Genomic DNA, 18,344 nt, shown 5'->3' on the forward strand with positions numbered 1-18,344 from the left:
CGGCGACGGGCGGCGCGCGCGCGGCGCGTGCACGGCATCATCGCGCGACGCGGCCGCGGTCGCTGTTGCGCCGGCGGGCGGGTGGGACGTGATCGGACTGGACACGGTTTGCCTCCTGAACGGGCGCGGCGGCGCGCGGCCGCCGCACGGTCACGCGGTCACTTCTTGTAGATGCGCTTGCGCGTCTGCTCGAGCTGCGCGAGCACCGCATCGAGCTGCGCCGGATTCGCGACGAACTGCTGCATCCCCTTCATCCCTTCGTCGGCCATTTCCTTCGTCATGTCGCGGTCGTAGAACTGCGCGACGCCGCCCTTCGTGTCGGCGAGAATCCGGAAGCCGATGCGCGAGATCGGATCGGCGGGCTCCGGCGACTTGCTGTTCGCCGACAGCGAACCGAGCCCTTCCGCGAGCTTCGCGCCGATCTCCGGCGTTTCGACGAACGCGAGGAACGTATGCGCGTCGGCCTTGTTCTTCGCCTTCGCGGGGATGTGCAGCGATTCGACCGGGCCGTCTTCGGCGGTCGGCACGTTCGCGTCGATGACCGGAAAGCGGTAGTAGCCCATCTCCGGCTTCACGTTCGGCGGAAAGCCGGCCGCGATGAACGTGCCCATCAGCATCATCGCGGCCTTGCCCTGAAACAGGAACGGTTGCGCGCCGTCGAGATCGTAGGACAGCGCGTTGTCGATGAAGTAGCCGGCATCGATCAGCGATTTCCACGTCGTGTAGACCTTCTTCACGCGCGGGTCGGTGTACGGCACGTCGCCGGCCATCAGCTGCTGATGGAATGCATTGCCGTTCAGGCGCAGGTCCAGATAGTCGAACCAGCCGGCGAGCGTCCACGCGTCGCGGCCGCCGACCGCGATCGGCGTGATGCCCGCGGCCTTCAGCTTTTTGCACGCGTCGAGAAACTGGTCCCACGTCTTCGGCTCGTTCGCGATGCCGACCTTGCGGAACAGATCCTTCCGGTAGAACAGGCCCCACGAGTAGTAGACGGTCGGCGCCGCGTATTGCTTGCCGTTGTACGACGATGCGCTGCGCGTCGATGCGTACATCGCGTCCCAGCCGTTCTTCGTCCAGTCGCCGCTCAGATCCTCGAACAGCCCGCGCTTCGCGTAATACGCCATCCGTTCGCCCGCATGCCAGTTCACGACGTCGGGCGCGACGGTCGTGAGCCACGCGGGAAGCTGCACCTTGTACGCTTCCTCGTCGACGAACGTCGCTTTCACGTCGATGTCCGGATGCGCGCGGTGGAATGCGTCGAGCGTCGACTGCCAGACCGCGCGCTGGCTCGCGCCTTTGAACGCGATGTTGATGCTCAGCGTGCCGGCGTCGGCGGGTGCGGTCGCGGCGAGCGATGCGAGCGCGACGGCGGCGGCCGTGGCGAAGCGGGCGGCGGCGCGAACGGGGCGATGAGTCATGGTTGTCTCCAGTCCTGTCTGTCGTTATGCGTGAGCGGCGCGTCGCGCGCCGCGGCGGTGACGATGAAACGGCTATGCGTGACTGCGATACACGGCGACACCGCGCGGCTCGACGTCGGCGCTGCCGACCACGAACGCCGCCGCCGGCACCGCGTCGATCGTGTGCACGGTGTCGCCGTAGTTGAACACGTACGTGAGGCCGCCGCGCCGGCTGATGCGCACGCCGTCGGCGAGCGGCGTCGGCGCGAGCCCCGCTTCGGCGGCGACGCTCGCGAACAGCTGCGCGGTGGTCGCGTCGTCGAACAGCGCGGCCCAGTAATGCAGCGTGCCGTGCGATACCCAGGCCGGATGATCGTCGGCAAAGCGCGCGCGCACGACGGTGCGCTGCGCATCGCGCAATTCGACGAGGTCGCGCCAGTGGCGCGCATGACCGGCGAACGGCGTGCCGTCGACGAGCGCGCCGTCGACGCGTTCGGTCACGCTCGGCCGCAGCGATTCGACGCGCCAGACGCGCAGCGGCAGGATCGAGGCGAGTGCGCCGGGCGGCAGCGTCGGCGGAATCTGCAGGTCGACCGTCTTCGAGCCGGTGCGCGGCCCGAACACCGCATGCGCGCGCGATGCGGCGACGCGCGTGGCGAAATCGTCGGGAACGATCGGCAGCGGCGGCACGACGACGAGCCGATAGCCGTCGAGCGGCGCCTGCGCGGAGATCACGTCGACGTCGAGCCCGAGCGCGCGCAACGCCGAGTAGTAGTCGAACGCGATGCGTGCGTACTGGAAGTCCGCGCCTTGCGGCTGCACGTCGAGCAGCCACTTCGCTTCGTAGTCGAAGACGAGCGCGACGCGCGCATGCACCGCGGCGTCCGCGTGCGCATCGGCGTCATGCACGGCGGCGATCTCGTGCGCGACGCGCTCTGCTTCGCGACCGCCTTCGTCGAGCCGGTCGTCGGGCGTGTGCAGCCCCGCGTGCATCTGCTCCTGCGCGAACGGCGCCTGCCGCCAGCGGAAGTACGACACGCAGCCCGCGCCGTGCGCAAACGCTTCCCAGCTCCACAGCCGCACCATCCCCGGCAGCGGCGCCGGGTTCCAGTGCGCCCAGTTCACGGGTCCTGGCTGCTGCTCCATCACCCAGAACGGCAGCTTCGACATGCCGCGATAGAGGTCGTGATTGAACGACGCGAAATCCGGATGGCCCGTGCGCAGCCAGCGCGCCTTCACGTCGGGCGCGAACCAGTGCTCCTCGAGCGCGCCGAGCGGATAGCTGTCCCACGTCGCGACGTCGAGATCGCGCGCGACCGCATAGTGATCGAAGTCGGTGAACAGCTGCATGAAGTTGTGCGCGACCGGCCGGCCCGGCGAGTGCGCGCGGATCACGTCGACCTGCATCCGGTGATAGCGGACCACTTCGTCCGACGCGAAACGCCGGTAGTCGAGCCGATGGGTCGGATGCGCTTCGGTCACGGTGCCGACGGGCGCGTCGATCTCGTCGAAATCGCGATACTCCATGCTCCAGAACACGGTGCCCCACGCGCGGTTCAGCGCGTCGATCGTCCCATAGCGCGCCTTCAGCCATTCACGAAAGCGTGCGACCGCAGCTGGCGAATAGCTGACGACCGTCTGGTGACAGCCCATCTCGTTGTCGGTCTGCCAGAAGCGCACGGCCGGATGGCGGCCGTAGCGCTCGGCGACCGCCGTGCAGATCTGCCGCGATGCTTCGTGATAGACGGGCGACGAGAAGTCGTAATGGCGGCGCGAGCCGAACGCGCGCGGGCGGCCGTCCGCACCGATCGCGAGAATGTCCGGATGGCGGTCGATCAGCCATTTCGGCGGCGTCGCGGTCGGCGTGCACATCACGATGTCGAGGCCCGCCGCGGCGAGTACGTCGACCGCGCGATCGAGCCAGCCCCAATCGTATTCGCCGGGCGACGGCTCGATGCGGCTCCACGCGAATTCCGCGATGCGCACCTGCGCGATGCCGAGCGCTTTCATCCGGCGGGCGTCGTCCGCCCACATCGATTCTGGCCAGTGTTCCGGGTAGTAACAGACGCCGACGCGCATGCGCGATCCTTATGCGTAATGGTGAACGGAGAGGGTGGCGGACGCGGGCAGTGCGCGGCCGTCTTGGGTGAACAGGTGGCACGCGGCGGCCGGCGCGTGCACGGGCAGGCGCTCGCCGGGGCGCACCGCTGCGTCGCCGGGCACCTTCGCGATCAGCGGCGTGCCGCCCGGCTGGTCGAGATGCACGCACGTCTGCTCGCCGAGACGCTCGACGAGTGCGACGTCGCGCACGAGCATCGTCGATTCGTGTGCGGCGCCGAGCGTCAGGTGTTCGGGACGGATGCCGAGCGTGACCGCGTCGCCCGCGCGCAGCGCGGCGCCGTCGCGCGCGAGCGCGAAGCTTTCGCCGGACGGCACGAGCGTGACCGTCGTGCGCTGCGCATCGGCCGCGGCGACGACGGCCGGCAGGAAGTTCATCCGCGGCGAGCCGATGAAGCCCGCGACGAAGCGGCTCGCCGGCCGGTGATACAACTCGAGCGGCGCGCCGACCTGCGCGATGCTGCCGTATTGCGCCGTGTCGGCGCCGGCATGCAGCAGCACGATCTTGTCGGCGAGCGTCATTGCTTCCGTCTGGTCGTGCGTCACGTAGACGACGCTCGCGCGCTCGAACTGCCGGTGCAGCCGCGCGATCTCGACGCGCGTCTGACCGCGCAGCGCCGCGTCGAGGTTCGACAGCGGCTCGTCGAACAGGAACACGCCGGGCTCGCGCACGATCGCGCGGCCGATCGCGACGCGCTGCCGCTGGCCGCCCGACAGCGCCTTCGGCTTGCGGTCGAGCAGCGCGTCGAGCTGCAGGATCCGCGCGGCGTCGCGCACCTTGCGGTCGATCTCCGCTTTCGGCATGCGCGCGAGCTTCAGGCCGAACGCCATGTTCTCGTAGACGGTCATGTGCGGAAACAGCGCGTAGCTCTGGAACACGATCGCGACGCCGCGTTCGGCCGCGGGCACGTCGTCGACGCGCCGGCCGCCGATCGACAGCTCGCCCGCACTCAGATCCTCGAGGCCGGCGATCATCCGCAGCAGCGTCGATTTCCCGCAGCCGGACGGACCGAGGAACACGCAGAACTCGTGCTCGCCGATCTCGAGATCGACGTCGCGTATGACCGGCGCGTGGTCGCCATAAGCCTTCTGCACGCGCCGCATCGAGATGCTGGCCATTGTCTCCGCTCCATGTTCTAATGCGTTGCCGCACATGATTAAGCGCTTAATCATCGCAGTCAAAAAAAACGGCGATTGCGCTCGCGGCCGGGGCGCGCCCCGCGATCGAGCCGCAGGGCGTGCGACGATAGTGCGCCGCTTCGCACGGCGAAGCAAATACTGGATGGGCTTCTCAGATAGTGAGCAAACATGGCGACTCTCGATGAAGTGGCGCGCCGTGCGGGCGTGACGGCCGCGACGGTGTCGAACGTGCTGCGCGGCCGCGGGCGCGTCGGCGATGCGACGCGCGCGCGCGTGCTGGAGGCCGTGCAGACGCTCGGCTATCGGCCGCATCTTGCCGCGCGGGCGCTCGCGGAAGGGCGCGCGCCGACGGTCGCGCTGATGGTATCGAGCATCGCGAACCCGTTCTATCCCGAGTTCGCGCTCGCGGTCGAGCGCGCGGTGCGGCGCAACGGGCAGTTTCTGATCGTCTGCAATACCAACGACGATCCGGCGCAGGGGCGCGCGTATCTGGACCAGATCGCCGGCACGGTGTCCGAAGGCATCCTCGTGACGAACGCGAGCCATCTGCCGGACCTGCTCGACGTGACGCGGCGCGGCGTGCCGGTCGTGCTGTGCATGTGGGAACGGCCCGATGCGCTGCCGGACGGGTTGCCGTGCGTCGCGGTCGATTTCCGCGAGGCGGGGCGGATCGCGACGCGGCATCTGCTCGAACTCGGGCACCGGCGGATCGGCGCGATCGTCGGCGGTTGCGCGGGCGGCGTGCAGGCGGCGCGTTACGACGGGTTCGCGGATGTGATGCGCGAAGCGGGGCTCGACGCGTCGATCGTCGCGGCCGAGCCCGATTCGATCGAAGGCGGGCTGCGTGCGGCGGGGCGATTGCTCGATGCGCATCCGGATCTCACCGCGCTGCTCGCGACCAACGATCTGCCGGCGATCGGCGCGCTGCATGCGGCCGCCGATCGCGGGCTGCGCGTGCCGGACGATCTGTCGATCATCGGCATTACCGACATCCAGCTCGCGCGCGATACGCGTCCGACGCTGACGACGGTCGCGATCCCGACCGCCGAGGCGGCGGGGCTTGCGGTCGATCTGCTCAATGCGCTGCGCGAGGCCGGCGGGCAGGTCGACGATGCGGCGCGCGTCAGGACGGCATCGGCGCCGCGGCTCGTGGTGCGCGGCACGACGGGCGTGGTGGCGACGCGGGGAATGGGCGCCTGGAAGGCGTGAGCGGGCCGTGCGCTGAATCGCGTTTTTTGTCTGTGGCGAGGATCGGTTGCCGGTCGGTGTGACGCGGCTTATTTGCGCGTTCTTCACTGCGACGTAGTGCTCGATGCGAGACATGACGTCTTCGAGTCAATTGGACACGTTCGAAATTCAAAATTTGTGTTTTTCCGCCAACGACTTGGTAATGATTGACAGTCATTCGAAAGGTTTTCGGTAAGCTCCGTTCCGGGTGACCAACGAACGGACGCAGGCCGCGTCGGCGAGAATGAACAAGAATACGCATCGCCTGGTGTATTCCAGGCTTCGCGGTATGGTGGTGGCCGTCGCGGAGACAGCGACGGCCGACGGGAAGTCGGCAACGGGTGAAGCACGCGCGCGGCGGCGGTCGTCGATGTCCGGCGCTCGCGTCGTTGTGGCAGGCGTTGCCGTATTCGGCATGCTGCCGACTCTGTCCGGTGCGCAGATCGTCGCGACGCCGGGTACCAGCACACAGGTGATCCAGACGCCGAACGGCCTGCCGCAGGTCAACGTGGCGCGTCCCTCCAGTGCAGGCGTATCGGTCAACACCTACAACCAGTTCGACGTCCAAAAGGCCGGCGCGATCCTGAACAACTCGGCCACGATGGTTCAGACGCAGCAGGCGGGCTGGATCAACGGCAACCCGAATTACGGCGCCGGGCAGGCCGCGCGGATCATCGTCAATCAGGTCAACAGTCCGAACCCCTCACAAATTCGCGGCGCTTTGGAGATCGCAGGCGCTCGCGCGGAGCTGGTCATTGCTAACCCGTCCGGGATTTTCGTGGACGGTGGAACCTTCCTGAATACCAGCCGCGCGACGCTGACGACTGGCGTGCCGTACTACGGCGCCGATGGTTCACTCGCCGGCTACAACGTCAACCGCGGGCTCGTGACCGTCGCGGGCGCCGGCCTGAACGCAACCGGTACCGATCAGGTGGACCTGATCGCCCGCGCTGTCCAGGCTAATTCCGCGATCTATGCGAAGAACCTGAACGTGATCGCAGGCGCCGCCCGCGTCAATCACGACACGCTTGCCGCGACGCCGATCGCCGGCGACGGCCCGGCTCCGTCGGTCGCGATCGATGTGAGTCAGCTAGGGGGTATGTATGCCGATCGGATATTCCTCGCGTCGAACGAGTTTGGTGTGGGCGTCGCCAACGCCGGCGCCATCGCCGCGCAGGCAGGCGATCTGACGCTGCAGTCGAATGGCCGACTCGTCCTCACCGGCAACACCACGGCAAGCGGCAATATGGCGCTGTCGGCCTCGGGTGGCATCCAGAACAGCGGCACGACCTACGCGCAGCAATCGCTGTCGGCGAGCACGGCCGCCGATCTCACGAACAGCGGCACGCTCGCGGCGAAGCAAAATACAACGGTCAACGCTGGCAGCGTCAACTCCACCGGCACGCTCGGCGCCGGCGTGAACAACGACGGTTCCGTCACGCACGGCGGCGACCTGAACCTGACGGCGTCGGGCCAGCTGACCGCGACCGGCCAGAATGTGGCGGGCGGCCAAGGACATCACGCTCTCCGGCAGCGCGATCAGCCTCGACAAGGGTAACGCGAACCTGCTGGCGGCAGGCGATGTGAATGTCGGCGCGGTAACCGATGCGAATCATGGGTGTGTCGGTTGACGGCCAGTATCAATCGGGCGCACCGGAGACGCTGGTAGGGCAAGCGCCGACGGACTATGGTGCTAAATGGATTTATGCGGGTTCGACGGCCGACGGGAAACCAATTCTGACCCAGGCGACGGCACAGGTGAATTCGGATCTGCAGGAATACATCGTAGCGAACGCGGACTCGGCTACGCCTGGTCAAGTGCCGAGCCAATTTAACTATGATCGTTCTACAGGCAATGCGTCGGGGTTCAATCTGACGGGACCGTTTACGAAGTTCGACCAGTCGGATGCGAATTACGTGCGGAATACCATCGCAGATACTGCGTCAATGATATCGACTAACGCCGGACGATTCAGTGCGGCAACTGCTGCCGCCGCGAGCATTCCGTCACCGTATTCCAGCGGGCTCTCAGTGGCAGCCTATACTGCGACTGTCGCTGGATTCGCAGCTGACGCTTTGGCACAACTCGTCAAACCGGACGTGGGCCAGTACGCTGTATCAGGTGTCGCGGGGTTGATTGCAGGAAACCTATCAGATCGGGCTCCAGCGCTCGGGCCTGCGATAAACGAGACGGCAAACACGTTCAACAATAGCAATACAGGTCAGCAGATACAAAATTCATTGAATAAATACTGGTCTGATTTTGCCAATTATTGGAGTGGCAAGCGATGAAGATTAGATTGATTGAGAATGGGAATTTCGCGCGTTGGGTGCGGACTGCACTCCTTATTGGAGGTCTAGCAATTATGGTTGTCGCATATGAATATGTGCCACCCGCGCCATTTGGAGGGGGGTTACTGCTATTGGGCTTGGGCATCGCTGCCGTTGGTGGGTATGCGAGTAGAGCACATTTGCTGAAGATCAAGCCCTTCGATAACAGCTACAAAAAGGCGCGCAAGAGCTACGAAGTGAAGAGCGACGAGACGGACAAGTCCTGAGGCCAATAAGCTTGGCGATGCGAGCTCGAGTGGTTTCAGTACGGGTGCGACGACCGGCGACGGCGGGATGAACTACAGCACGCACGGCAGCACGTCGGGCAAGAATGCGGGGGGCGCCGCGCCCATGCTTGGCCAGAATGACAGCGGCAGCGATAGCGCGACGACGAAGAGCGGCGTGAGTGCGGGGACGGTGACGATCACGGATTCGGCAAACCAGAAGCAGGATGTGGCCAGCTTGAATCGCGATACGACGAACACGAACGGGACGGTCGCCAAACTTCCGGACATGCAGAACCTGCTGGCCAACCAGTCGGACATGATGGCTGCGGCCAGCGCAGCTGGCGAAGCGGTATCGCGCCGGATCGGGGATTATGCTGACAAGATGATGGAGGCGGCCAAAGCGAATGGCGACCAGGCCGGTGCACGAGCACGTACTACCAGCAGATCGCCGGCGTGAACCAGACGTTCATCGCGAGCGGCAATTCGAAGACGGTCGACCTCAAGCTGAACCGCGTGCTGTCGCGTAGCCAGAACGACGTGTTCGGCGCGCAGTTCCGGCTGTCGCGCCGCTTCGGTCAAAGCTTCATCGAAGACACAGAGATCCCGCAGCAGCGCCGCAACAACACGTTTGTCGAGTTCGGCCTGACCGATCGCCACTACTTCGGCAACGCGCAGTTCGACGGCACGCTCGCGTACCGGCAGGGCATCGGCGCATTCGGCGCGCAGGACGACATGCTGGCAGCCGATGGCGGCCCAACCTACCGCTACAAGATGGCCGTGCTAGACGCGAACCTGTCGGTGCCGTTCACGATCGCGCAGCAGCCGTTCCGGTACGTCACAACGTTCCACGGCCAGTACACCGGCAACACGCTCTACTACATCGACGACCTGACGATCGGCAGCCGCTACACGGTACGCGGCTTCGACGGCGAGACGATGCTGGCGGCTTCTCGCGGTTTCTACTGGCGCAACGAGCTTCAGGCACCGATCGGGCAGACGGGAATGGCGATCTACGGGGGGCTCGACTATGGCCGAGTGTGGGGCCCGCAGCCGGTCGTGCTGGTCGGCACACAACTGGCAGGCGCGGTAATCGGCATGAAGGGCAGCGTCGCCACGCGTTTCGGCGCCTACGGCTACGACCTGTTTGCCGGCACGCCGCTCTACAAGCCGTCCGGTTTCCCGACGGCGCGCGTGACGATCGCTTTCCAGGCCTCGGCACAGTTTTGACGAGAGTGCCGGCGCACCACGATGCGCCGGCAGCCTTCCTACACCCCCACTCCGTAAACCGTCCTTGCCGCCGCCCGAATCGCATCGGTCATCACCTCCACCGCCGGCGACGGCAGCCGATCCGTGCGCGTGATGATCCCGAAGTCGTCCATCCGGCAGTCCATCTCTAGCGGCAGCACGCTGACGATTCCGTGGCGCGCGTAGTAGTGCGCCACGTCCTCGGCAACGACCGCAATCATGTCGCTCTGTTCGAGCAGCTGCGTGATGAACAGCAGCGCGGCCGTCTCGACGACGTTCGCCGGCGGCGCGAGGCTCGCGCGCTGGAACACGAGTTCGAAGCGATGGCGCAGCACGCTGCCGGCCGGCGGGACGATCCACGCGGCGCGCTGCACGTCGGCGAGCGCGAGCGGCGCATCGGCGAGCAGCGGATGGCCCGGGCGGACGACGGCCGCAACCGGCTCGCCGGTCAACGGCTCGTAGCGCAGATGCAGCTTGTCGTGCTCGGCGGACAGCCGGCCGAGCACGATGTCGAGCTTTTCCTGTGCGAGATGTTCGAGCAGCGCGAGGCTCGTGTCGATTTCGACGGAGATGCGGATGTTCGCGTGCGACGCCTTCACGTCGGCGACGGCGGCCGGCACGATCCGCAGCCCCGGCGACGTGATCGCGCCGACCGCAACGTGACCGAGATGCCCGGACTTCAGCGCGGCCAGCTCCTCCCTCGCCTGATCGAGGCTGCCGAGCGCGGCGCGCGCGTGGCGAATCAGCGCGTCGCCGTACAGCGTCGGCCGCATTCCGCGCGGCAGCCGCTCGAACAGCACCGCGCCGATCGACTCCTCCAGCTCGCGCAGCAGCTTCGACGCAGCGGGCTGCGTCATGTTCAGCGCGGCGGCCGCGCGGTGAATGCTGCCCTCATCGGCAAGCGCGACGACGAGCAGCAACTGGCGGGTCTTCAGGCGGGAACGGTTTCCCCACGGACTGGCATCGGGCATCGTACGGGTTTATATCAATGTCTGATTCGATATGGGAAACGGCGAAAACGTCATTGGTAGGTTATCAAAATTCTCCCTAGACTGCGCCGGTATCTCGCCTCCACAGGATTGACGATGTCGGCAACGAAACCCAGGCTGCGCTCCGCTCAATGGTTCGGCACCAACGACAAGAACGGCTTCATGTACCGGAGCTGGATGAAGAATCAGGGCATTCCCGATCACGAATTCGACGGCCGGCCGATCATCGGCATCTGCAATACGTGGTCCGAACTGACGCCGTGCAACGCGCATTTTCGCAAGCTCGCCGAGCATGTGAAGCGCGGGATTTTCGAGGCGGGCGGGTTCCCGGTCGAGTTCCCGGTGTTCTCGAACGGCGAATCGAACCTGCGCCCGTCCGCGATGCTCACGCGCAATCTTGCATCGATGGACGTCGAAGAGGCGATCCGCGGCAACCCGATCGACGCGGTCGTGCTGCTCGCCGGCTGCGACAAGACGACGCCCGCGCTGCTGATGGGCGCCGCGAGTTGCGACGTGCCGGCGATCGTCGTATCGGGCGGCCCGATGCTGAACGGCAAGCTGGAAGGCAAGAATATCGGCTCCGGCACGGCGGTGTGGCAGCTGCACGAAGCGCTGAAGGCCGGCGAGATCGATCTGCATCATTTCCTGTCGGCCGAAGCCGGGATGTCGCGCTCGGCCGGCACCTGCAACACGATGGGGACCGCGTCGACGATGGCGTGCATGGCCGAAGCGCTCGGCGTCGCACTGCCGCACAACGCGGCGATCCCGGCCGTCGATTCGCGCCGCTACGTGCTCGCGCACATGTCGGGCATCCGCATCGTCGAGATGGCGCTCGAAGGGCTCGTGCTGTCGAAGGTGCTCACGCGTGCGGCGTTCGAGAACGCGATCCGCGTGAACGCGGCGATCGGCGGGTCGACGAACGCCGTGATCCATCTGAAGGCGATCGCCGGCCGCATCGGCGTGCCGCTCGAACTGGAGGACTGGATGCGCATCGGCCGCGACACGCCGACGATCGTCGATTTGATGCCGTCCGGACGCTTCCTGATGGAGGAGTTCTATTACGCGGGCGGCCTGCCGGCCGTGCTGCGCCGGCTCGGCGAAGGCGGCCTGCTGCCGCATCCGGATGCGCTGACGGTCAACGGCAAGACGCTCTGGGACAACGTGCGCGACGCGCCGAACTACGACGACGAAGTAATCCGCCCGCTCGACCGTCCGCTGATCGCGGACGGCGGGATCCGCATCCTGCGCGGCAATCTGGCGCCGCGCGGCGCGGTGCTGAAGCCGTCCGCGGCGAGCCCCGAGCTGCTCAAGCATCGCGGCCGCGCGGTCGTGTTCGAGAACTTCGATCACTACAAGGCGACGATCAACGACGAAGCGCTCGACGTCGACGCGAACTCGGTGCTCGTGCTGAAGAACTGCGGGCCGCGCGGTTATCCGGGGATGGCCGAGGTCGGCAACATGGGCCTGCCGCCGAAGCTGCTGCGGCAGGGCGTGAAGGACATGGTGCGGATCTCCGACGCGCGGATGAGCGGTACCGCATACGGTACGGTCGTGCTGCACGTCGCGCCGGAGGCGGCCGCGGGCGGCCCGCTCGCGGCGGTGCGCAACGGCGACTGGATCGAACTGGATTGCGAGGCCGGCACGCTGCATCTCGATATTCCGGACGACGAACTGCAGCGTCGGCTCTCCGACGTCGATCCGGCGGCCGCGCCGGGCGTTGCCGGGCAGGCGGGCAAGGGCGGCTATGCGCGGCTGTATCTCGATCACGTGCTGCAGGCCGACGAAGGCTGCGACCTGGACTTCCTGGTCGGCACGCGCGGTGCGGAGGTGCCGAGCCACTCGCACTGAACGCATGGCACGAGGCGACGCGAGGCGGCACGACGCGAAACGACACAGACCGGCGACAACGCCGGCATGCACATCGATGGAGACAGGATGACGACGACGCAGCACACGTCCGCGGCATCGGCCGCGGCCCCGTCCGGCCCGGCGGCAGCCGTCGACGAACGGCAACTGATGGGACTGCTCACGCGCAGGCTCGTGCCGTTTCTCGCGCTGATCTACGTGGTCGCATATGTCGACCGCACGGTCGTCGGCTTCGCGAAGCTGCACATGAACGCGGCCGTCGGGCTGAGCGACGCGGCATACGGGCTCGGCGCGGGCCTGTTCTTCATCGGCTACTTCCTGTGCGAAGTGCCGAGCAACCTCGCGCTGGGCCGCTTCGGTGCGCGCGTGTGGTTCGCGCGGATTCTCGCGACGTGGGGCGTGATCACGATGGCGATGGCGCTGGTGCGCGGCCCCACGAGCTTCTACGTGCTGCGCTTTCTGCTCGGCGCAGCCGAAGCCGGACTGTATCCGGGCATCCTCTATTTCCTGACGCAGTGGTTTCCGATGCGCGACCGTGCGCGCGTGATCGGACTGCTCGTGCTTGCGCAGCCGGTCGCGGGCATCGTGACCGGCCCGCTCGCCGGCTGGCTGCTGTCGACGCACGGCCTGTTCGGCATGTCGAACTGGCAGACGCTGTTCGTCGCGAGCGGGCTGCCGGCCGTGCTGCTCGTGTGGCCGACGCTGCGCATGCTGCCCGAATCGCCGGAGCGCGCGCGCTGGCTCGACGACGCGCAGCGCCGCTGGATCGCGCGCGAGCTCGCGGCCGACCGCGACACCTACCGGCCCGACGCGCATCGCAATCCGCTCGCGGCGCTGCGCGACCGGCGCGTGCTGCTGCTCGCTGCGCTGTTCCTGCCGTTCCCGCTCTGCATCTACGGGCTGTCGCTGTGGCTGCCGACGATCATCAAGGCGTTCGGCACCGGCGATGCGGCGACCGGGCTGCTGTCGGCGGTCCCGTACCTGTTCGCCGTGGTCGGGCTGCTCGTCGTGCCGCGCCATTCCGATCGGACGCGCGAGCGCTATGCGCACATCGTCGTCGTGTCGGCCGCGGCGGCGCTGACGATGGCGGCCAGCGCGTGGGTGCAGCAGCCCGCGCTGCAGTTCCTGTTCATCTGCCTGACCGCGTTTTCGCTCTATTCGATCCAGGCCGTCGTGTGGGCGCTGCCCGGCGAATTCCTGACGGGCACGAGCGCGGCGGTCGGCATCGCGGCGATCAACTCGCTCGCGAATCTCGGCGGCTACGTCGGGCCGTACGGGATCGGCCTGATCAAGCAGGCGACCGGCAGTCTTGCTGCCGGCCTGTACTTTCTCGCGGCGACGCTGCTGTTCGCCGTGCTGATCACGTTCGCGGTGCGCGCGGCGCTGCGTGCGCCGCAGCGCGCGGGCGACGCGCTCGCGCGCGAATCGCGGCCGCTTTCCGGCTGACAGCCGTTTCGACTGACGCAGGATCCGAACCATGACATCGAGCCGTACGCCGCGTTACCGCGGCATTTTCCCGGTCGTTCCGACGACCTTCACCGAGACCGGCGAGCTCGACCTCGCGAGCCAGAAGCGCGCGGTCGACTTCATGATCGACGCGGGCTCGGACGGGCTCTGCATTCTCGCGAACTTCTCCGAGCAGTTCGCGCTCGCCGACGACGAACGCGACGTGCTGACGCGCACGATCCTCGAGCACGTCGCCGGCCGCGTGCCGGTGATCGTCACGACGTCGCACTACAGCACGCAGACCTGCATCGCGCGCAGCGTGCGCGCCCAGCAGCTCGGCGCGGCGATGGTGATGGTGATGCCGCCGTATCACGGCGCGACGTTCCGCGTGCCCGAAGCGCAGATCCACGCGTTCTACGCGCGCCTGTCGGACGCCTTGTCGATTCCGATCATGGTCCAGGACGCGCCCGCGAGCGGCACGGTGCTGTCCGCGCCGTTTCTCGCGCGGCTGGCGCGCGAGATCGAGCACGTCGCGTACTTCAAGATCGAGACGCCGGGCGCCGCGAACAAGCTGCGCGAGCTGATCCGGCTCGGCGGCGACGCGATCGAAGGGCCGTGGGACGGCGAGGAAGCGATCACGCTGCTCGCCGACCTGCACGCCGGCGCGACCGGCGCGATGACGGGCGGTGCGTATCCGGACGGCATCCGCCCGATCCTCGAAGCGCATCGCGAAGGGCGCCACGACGACGCGTTCGCGCGCTACCAGACGTGGCTGCCGCTGATCAACCACGAGAACCGGCAGTCCGGGATCCTGACCGCGAAGGCGCTGATGCGCGAAGGCGGCGTGATCGCGTGCGAGGCGCCGCGGCATCCGATGCCGGCGCTGCATCCGGACACGCGCGCGGAGCTGATCGCGATCGCGCGCCGTCTCGATCCGCTCGTGCTGCGCTGGGCACGCTGAGCAACGAACCAAGGAGCGCACGATGAGCCAAGTCGTTTCGCTGGGTGTCGTCGGGATCGGCAAGATTGCCCGCGACCAGCATTTGCCGGCGATTGCCGCCGAGCCCGGTTTCGCGTTGACCGCATGCGCGAGCCGTCATGCGGAAGTCACCGGCGTGCGGAACTATCCGGATCTGGGCGCGCTGCTGGCCGGCGAACCCGAGCTCGCCGCCGTGTCGCTGTGCGCGCCGCCGCAGGTGCGCTACGCGCAGGCGCGCGCGGCGCTGAACGCCGGCAAGCACGTGATGCTCGAGAAGCCGCCGGGCGCGACGCTCGGCGAAGTGGCCGCGCTCGAGGCGCTCGCGCAGTCGCGCGGCCTCACGCTGTTCGCAACCTGGCATTCGCGCTGTGCGAGCGCGGTCGAACCGGCGCGCGCATGGCTCGCGACGCGCGAGATCCGCGCGGTGCAGGTGCGCTGGAAGGAGGACGTGCGACGCTGGCATCCGGGGCAGCAATGGATCTGGGAGCCGGGCGGTCTCGGCGTGTTCGATCCGGGCATCAACGCGCTGTCGATCGTCACGCGGATTCTGCCGCGCGAGCTCGTGCTGCGCGAGGCGACGCTCGTCGTGCCGAGCGACACGCAGACGCCGATCGCGGCCGAGCTCGAATGCGCGGATACCGAGGGCGTGCCCGTGCATGCGGAATTCGACTGGCGCCACGGCCCGGTCGAGCAGTGGGAGATTGCGGTCGACACGGCCGACGGCGTGCTCGCGATCAGTGCGGGCGGCGCGAAGCTGTCGATCGCGGGCGAGCCGGTCGAAGTCGGGCCGGCGCGCGAGTATCCGGCGCTCTATGCGCAGTTTCATGCGCTGATCGCGCGCCGCGAAAGCGACGTCGACGTGCGGCCGCTGCGGCTCGTCGCCGACGCGTTCCTGTTCGGCCGCCGCGTCGACACCGAAGCGTTCGGCCGCTGAGCGCGGCGGCCGCACGCGCATCATGTTCGAGAACCACCACACACGCAGAGTCATACAAGGAGACAAAGACATGTTTCGCACGAATCGCAGAACCCTGTTGCGCGCGCTGCTGGCGGCGCTGTGCATCGCGCCGCTCGGCATGCAGGGCACGGCCCGCGCCGATGCGCCGCTGAAGATCGGCTTCCTCGTCAAGATGCCCGAGCAGGCCTGGTTCATCAACGAACAGAACGCGGCGGCCGCGCTCGGTCAGAAGGAGAATTTCTCGGTCGTGAAGATCGGTACGCCGGACGGCGAAAAGGTGCTGGCCGCGATCGACAACCTCGGCTCGCAAGGCGCGCAGGGCTTCGTGATCTGCGCGCCCGACGTGCGGCTCGGGCCGGCGATCGCCGCGCGCGCGAAGCGCTACAACATGAAGTTCGTGACCGTCGACGACCAGCTCGTCGATTCGACCGGCAAGCCGCTCGCGAACGTGCCGCATCTCGGCATGTCGGCGACGAAGATCGGCAACCAGGTCGGCCAGGCGATCGCCGACGAGATGAAGCGGCGCGGCTGGAAGCCGGAGGAAGTCGGCGCGCTGCGCATCACGAACTACGAACTGCCGACCGCGAAGCTGCGCACCGACGGCGCGACGCAGGCGCTGCTTGCGAACGGCTTCCGCAAGGAGAACATCTTCGACGCGCCGCAGAAGACGACCGACGACGAAGGCGGCTTCAGCGCGGCGGCACCGGTGCTCGCGCGTCACCCGAACGTGAAGAAGTGGGTGATCTACGCACTGAACGAGGAAACCGTGCTCGGCGCCGTGCGCGCGACCGAACAGCTGCACATTCCGGCGGCCGACGTGATCGGCGTCGGCATCAACGGTGCGGGCGAGGCGTTCGCGGAATTCCAGAAGAAGGAGCCGACCGGCTTCTTCGGGACGATCGCGGTCAGCTCGACGAATCACGGCAAGGAAAGCACGCAGAACCTCGTCGACTGGATCCGCAACGGCAAGATGCCGCCCGCCGATACGCAGACGAGCGGCAAGCTGATGACGCGCAGCAACTGGCAGGCGGTGCGCGCCGAGCTCGGCATCTGAGCGGCGCGAGCGAGGACGCGATGACGACGCAGACGATGACGGCCGCCGCCCCTCCCGCCGCGGCTGCGGCGCCCGTGCAGCGCGATGCGCTGCTCGCGCTCGACGGGATCACGGTCAGCTTTCCGGGCGTGCGCGCGCTCGACGGCGTGTCGCTGTCGGTGCGCGCCGGCGAAGTGCACGGGTTGATGGGCGAGAACGGCGCCGGCAAGTCGACGCTGCTGAAGGTGTTGTCCGGTGTGAACCAGCCGCAGGCCGGCACGCTGACGCTGAACGGCGAGGTGCAGCGCTTTGCGTCGACCCGCGCGGCGCTCGAAGCGGGCATCGCGATCATCTATCAGGAACTGCATCTGGTGCCCGAGCTGACGGTCGCCGAGAACCTGATGCTCGGGCAGTTGCCGAGCCGGCTCGGCGTGGTCGACGAACGCACGCTCGCTGCGCGCGCGCTCGACGCGCTCGAACGCCTTGGCGAACGCATCGATCCGCACGTGCCGGTGAAGTACCTGTCGATCGGTCAGCGCCAGATGATCGAGATCGGCAAGGCGCTGATGCGCGATGCGCGCGTGATCGCGTTCGACGAACCGACGAGTTCGCTCTCGGCGCGCGAAACCGCCCAACTGTTCCGGATCATCCGCGCGCTGCGCGCGGACGGCCGCGCGATCATCTACGTCACGCACCGCATGGAGGAAGTCGACGCGCTGTGCGACCGCGTGACGGTGTTTCGCGACGGCCGCAAGATCGAGACGTTCGAGTCGGTCGCCGATCTCGACCGCGACCGGCTGATCGGCTGCATGGTCGGGCGTTCGATCCAGGACGTCTACGGCTATCGGCCGCGCCCGGCCGGCGACGTGCTGCTCGAAGCGAAGGGGCTGATGGGGCCCGGCCTCGCCGAGCCCGTGTCGTTCGCCGCGCGCCGCGGCGAGATCGTCGGCTTCTTCGGGCTCGTCGGCGCGGGTCGCTCGGAACTGATGAAGCTGCTGTACGGCGCCGCACGGCCGAGTGCCGGACACGTCGAGCTGAACGGGCGGCGCGTCGCGTTCGCGAGCCCGCGCGACGCGGTGCGTGCCGGCATCGCGCTGTGCCCGGAGGACCGCAAGCAGGAAGGGATCGTCGCGATCGCGTCGGTGGCCGACAACCTCAACATCAGTGCGCGCCGGCATTTCAGCCCCGCGCGGATGCTGCTCGACGCGCGGCGCGAACGCGAGCTCGCGCAGCGCTATATCGAGCGGCTCGCGATCAAGACGCGCGACGGCGACACGCCGATCGGCGCGCTGTCCGGCGGCAACCAGCAGAAGGTCGTGCTTGCGCGCTGGCTGGCCGAGCGCATCGACGTGTTCCTGATGGACGAGCCGACGCGCGGCATCGACGTCGGC

14 protein-coding genes and 2 pseudogenes are annotated in these 18,344 nt (G+C 67.5%); 12 read left to right on the forward strand and 4 right to left on the reverse strand.

The genetic code is table 11. From position 1 onward, the window contains the following. Nucleotides 1-158: 158 nt before the first annotated feature. From HMPREF3115_RS20450 to HMPREF3115_RS20460, 3 genes are all read right to left on the reverse strand, one after another. Complete coding sequence (locus HMPREF3115_RS20450; protein ID WP_070555793.1) at nucleotides 159-1,418, reverse strand: ABC transporter substrate-binding protein; 1,260 nt, start codon at nucleotides 1,416-1,418, stop codon at nucleotides 159-161. A 72-nt stretch (nucleotides 1,419-1,490) separates the two neighbouring features. Next, nucleotides 1,491-3,476: a beta-galactosidase gene (locus tag HMPREF3115_RS20455; RefSeq protein ID WP_070555795.1), complete on the reverse strand. Its 1,986-nt coding sequence runs from the start codon at nucleotides 3,474-3,476 to the stop codon at nucleotides 1,491-1,493. A gap of 9 nt (nucleotides 3,477-3,485) precedes the next feature. Then, nucleotides 3,486-4,634 (reverse strand): ABC transporter ATP-binding protein, encoded by a 1,149-nt coding sequence (locus tag HMPREF3115_RS20460; RefSeq protein ID WP_070555797.1) that lies wholly within the window; start codon nucleotides 4,632-4,634, stop codon nucleotides 3,486-3,488. 189 nt (nucleotides 4,635-4,823) lie between these two features. Here HMPREF3115_RS20460 and HMPREF3115_RS20465 point away from each other — a divergent pair, with 189 nt between their 5' ends. From HMPREF3115_RS20465 to HMPREF3115_RS20480, 6 genes and pseudogenes are all read left to right on the forward strand, one after another. Further along, a complete protein-coding gene (locus tag HMPREF3115_RS20465; RefSeq protein ID WP_070555799.1) occupies nucleotides 4,824-5,864 on the forward strand; it encodes a LacI family DNA-binding transcriptional regulator in 1,041 nt (346 codons plus the stop codon). Nucleotides 5,865-6,126: 262 nt separating this feature from the next. Further along, a pseudogene (locus HMPREF3115_RS20470) lies at nucleotides 6,127-7,507 on the forward strand (filamentous hemagglutinin N-terminal domain-containing protein); the annotation flags it as partial. Next, nucleotides 7,497-8,174, forward strand: a complete 678-nt coding sequence (locus HMPREF3115_RS31070; protein WP_125902381.1) for a hypothetical protein — start codon at nucleotides 7,497-7,499, stop codon at nucleotides 8,172-8,174. The pseudogene HMPREF3115_RS20470 and the gene HMPREF3115_RS31070, both read left to right, overlap by 11 nt. Next, nucleotides 8,171-8,440 (forward strand): hypothetical protein, encoded by a 270-nt coding sequence (locus tag HMPREF3115_RS20475; RefSeq protein WP_069220738.1) that lies wholly within the window; start codon nucleotides 8,171-8,173, stop codon nucleotides 8,438-8,440. The genes HMPREF3115_RS31070 and HMPREF3115_RS20475 overlap by 4 nt, the downstream gene beginning before the upstream one ends. Before the next feature lie 67 nt (nucleotides 8,441-8,507). Further along, nucleotides 8,508-8,897, forward strand: a complete 390-nt coding sequence (locus HMPREF3115_RS31680; protein WP_175835840.1) for a hypothetical protein — start codon at nucleotides 8,508-8,510, stop codon at nucleotides 8,895-8,897. After that, nucleotides 8,864-9,667, forward strand: a pseudogene (locus HMPREF3115_RS20480) (ShlB/FhaC/HecB family hemolysin secretion/activation protein); the annotation flags it as partial. The gene HMPREF3115_RS31680 and the pseudogene HMPREF3115_RS20480, both read left to right, overlap by 34 nt. A gap of 38 nt (nucleotides 9,668-9,705) precedes the next feature. On the opposite strand, the gene HMPREF3115_RS20485 reads toward HMPREF3115_RS20480, so the two are convergent. Further along, nucleotides 9,706-10,656 carry a LysR substrate-binding domain-containing protein gene (locus HMPREF3115_RS20485; protein ID WP_070555803.1) on the reverse strand — a complete coding sequence of 317 codons (951 nt, stop codon included), beginning with the start codon at nucleotides 10,654-10,656 and terminating at the stop codon, nucleotides 9,706-9,708. Nucleotides 10,657-10,770: 114 nt separating this feature from the next. On the opposite strand from HMPREF3115_RS20485, the gene HMPREF3115_RS20490 reads away from it, so the two are divergent. The 6 genes from HMPREF3115_RS20490 to araG form a co-directional block, all read left to right on the forward strand. Beyond that, a complete protein-coding gene (locus HMPREF3115_RS20490) occupies nucleotides 10,771-12,522 on the forward strand; it encodes an IlvD/Edd family dehydratase (protein ID WP_006404689.1) in 1,752 nt (583 codons plus the stop codon). A gap of 87 nt (nucleotides 12,523-12,609) precedes the next feature. Beyond that, a complete protein-coding gene (locus HMPREF3115_RS20495; RefSeq protein WP_065495874.1) occupies nucleotides 12,610-13,986 on the forward strand; it encodes an MFS transporter in 1,377 nt (458 codons plus the stop codon). A 31-nt stretch (nucleotides 13,987-14,017) separates the two neighbouring features. Beyond that, complete coding sequence (locus HMPREF3115_RS20500; protein WP_070555805.1) at nucleotides 14,018-14,947, forward strand: dihydrodipicolinate synthase family protein; 930 nt, start codon at nucleotides 14,018-14,020, stop codon at nucleotides 14,945-14,947. A gap of 22 nt (nucleotides 14,948-14,969) precedes the next feature. Continuing rightward, nucleotides 14,970-15,899: a Gfo/Idh/MocA family protein gene (locus HMPREF3115_RS20505; RefSeq protein ID WP_006404693.1), complete on the forward strand. Its 930-nt coding sequence runs from the start codon at nucleotides 14,970-14,972 to the stop codon at nucleotides 15,897-15,899. 70 nt (nucleotides 15,900-15,969) lie between these two features. Next, nucleotides 15,970-16,974, forward strand: coding sequence for an arabinose ABC transporter substrate-binding protein (locus tag HMPREF3115_RS20510; protein WP_006397498.1), 1,005 nt, complete (start codon nucleotides 15,970-15,972; stop codon nucleotides 16,972-16,974). Nucleotides 16,975-16,994: 20 nt separating this feature from the next. Further along, on the forward strand, nucleotides 16,995-18,344 hold a 1,350-nt coding region (gene araG, locus HMPREF3115_RS20515; RefSeq protein ID WP_256276309.1), incomplete at its 3' end, for an L-arabinose ABC transporter ATP-binding protein AraG.

It is taken from the genome of Burkholderia sp. HMSC10F09 (genome assembly GCF_001806955.1).
In the GTDB taxonomy this organism is placed as follows: Bacteria; Pseudomonadota; Gammaproteobacteria; order Burkholderiales; family Burkholderiaceae; genus Burkholderia; species Burkholderia multivorans.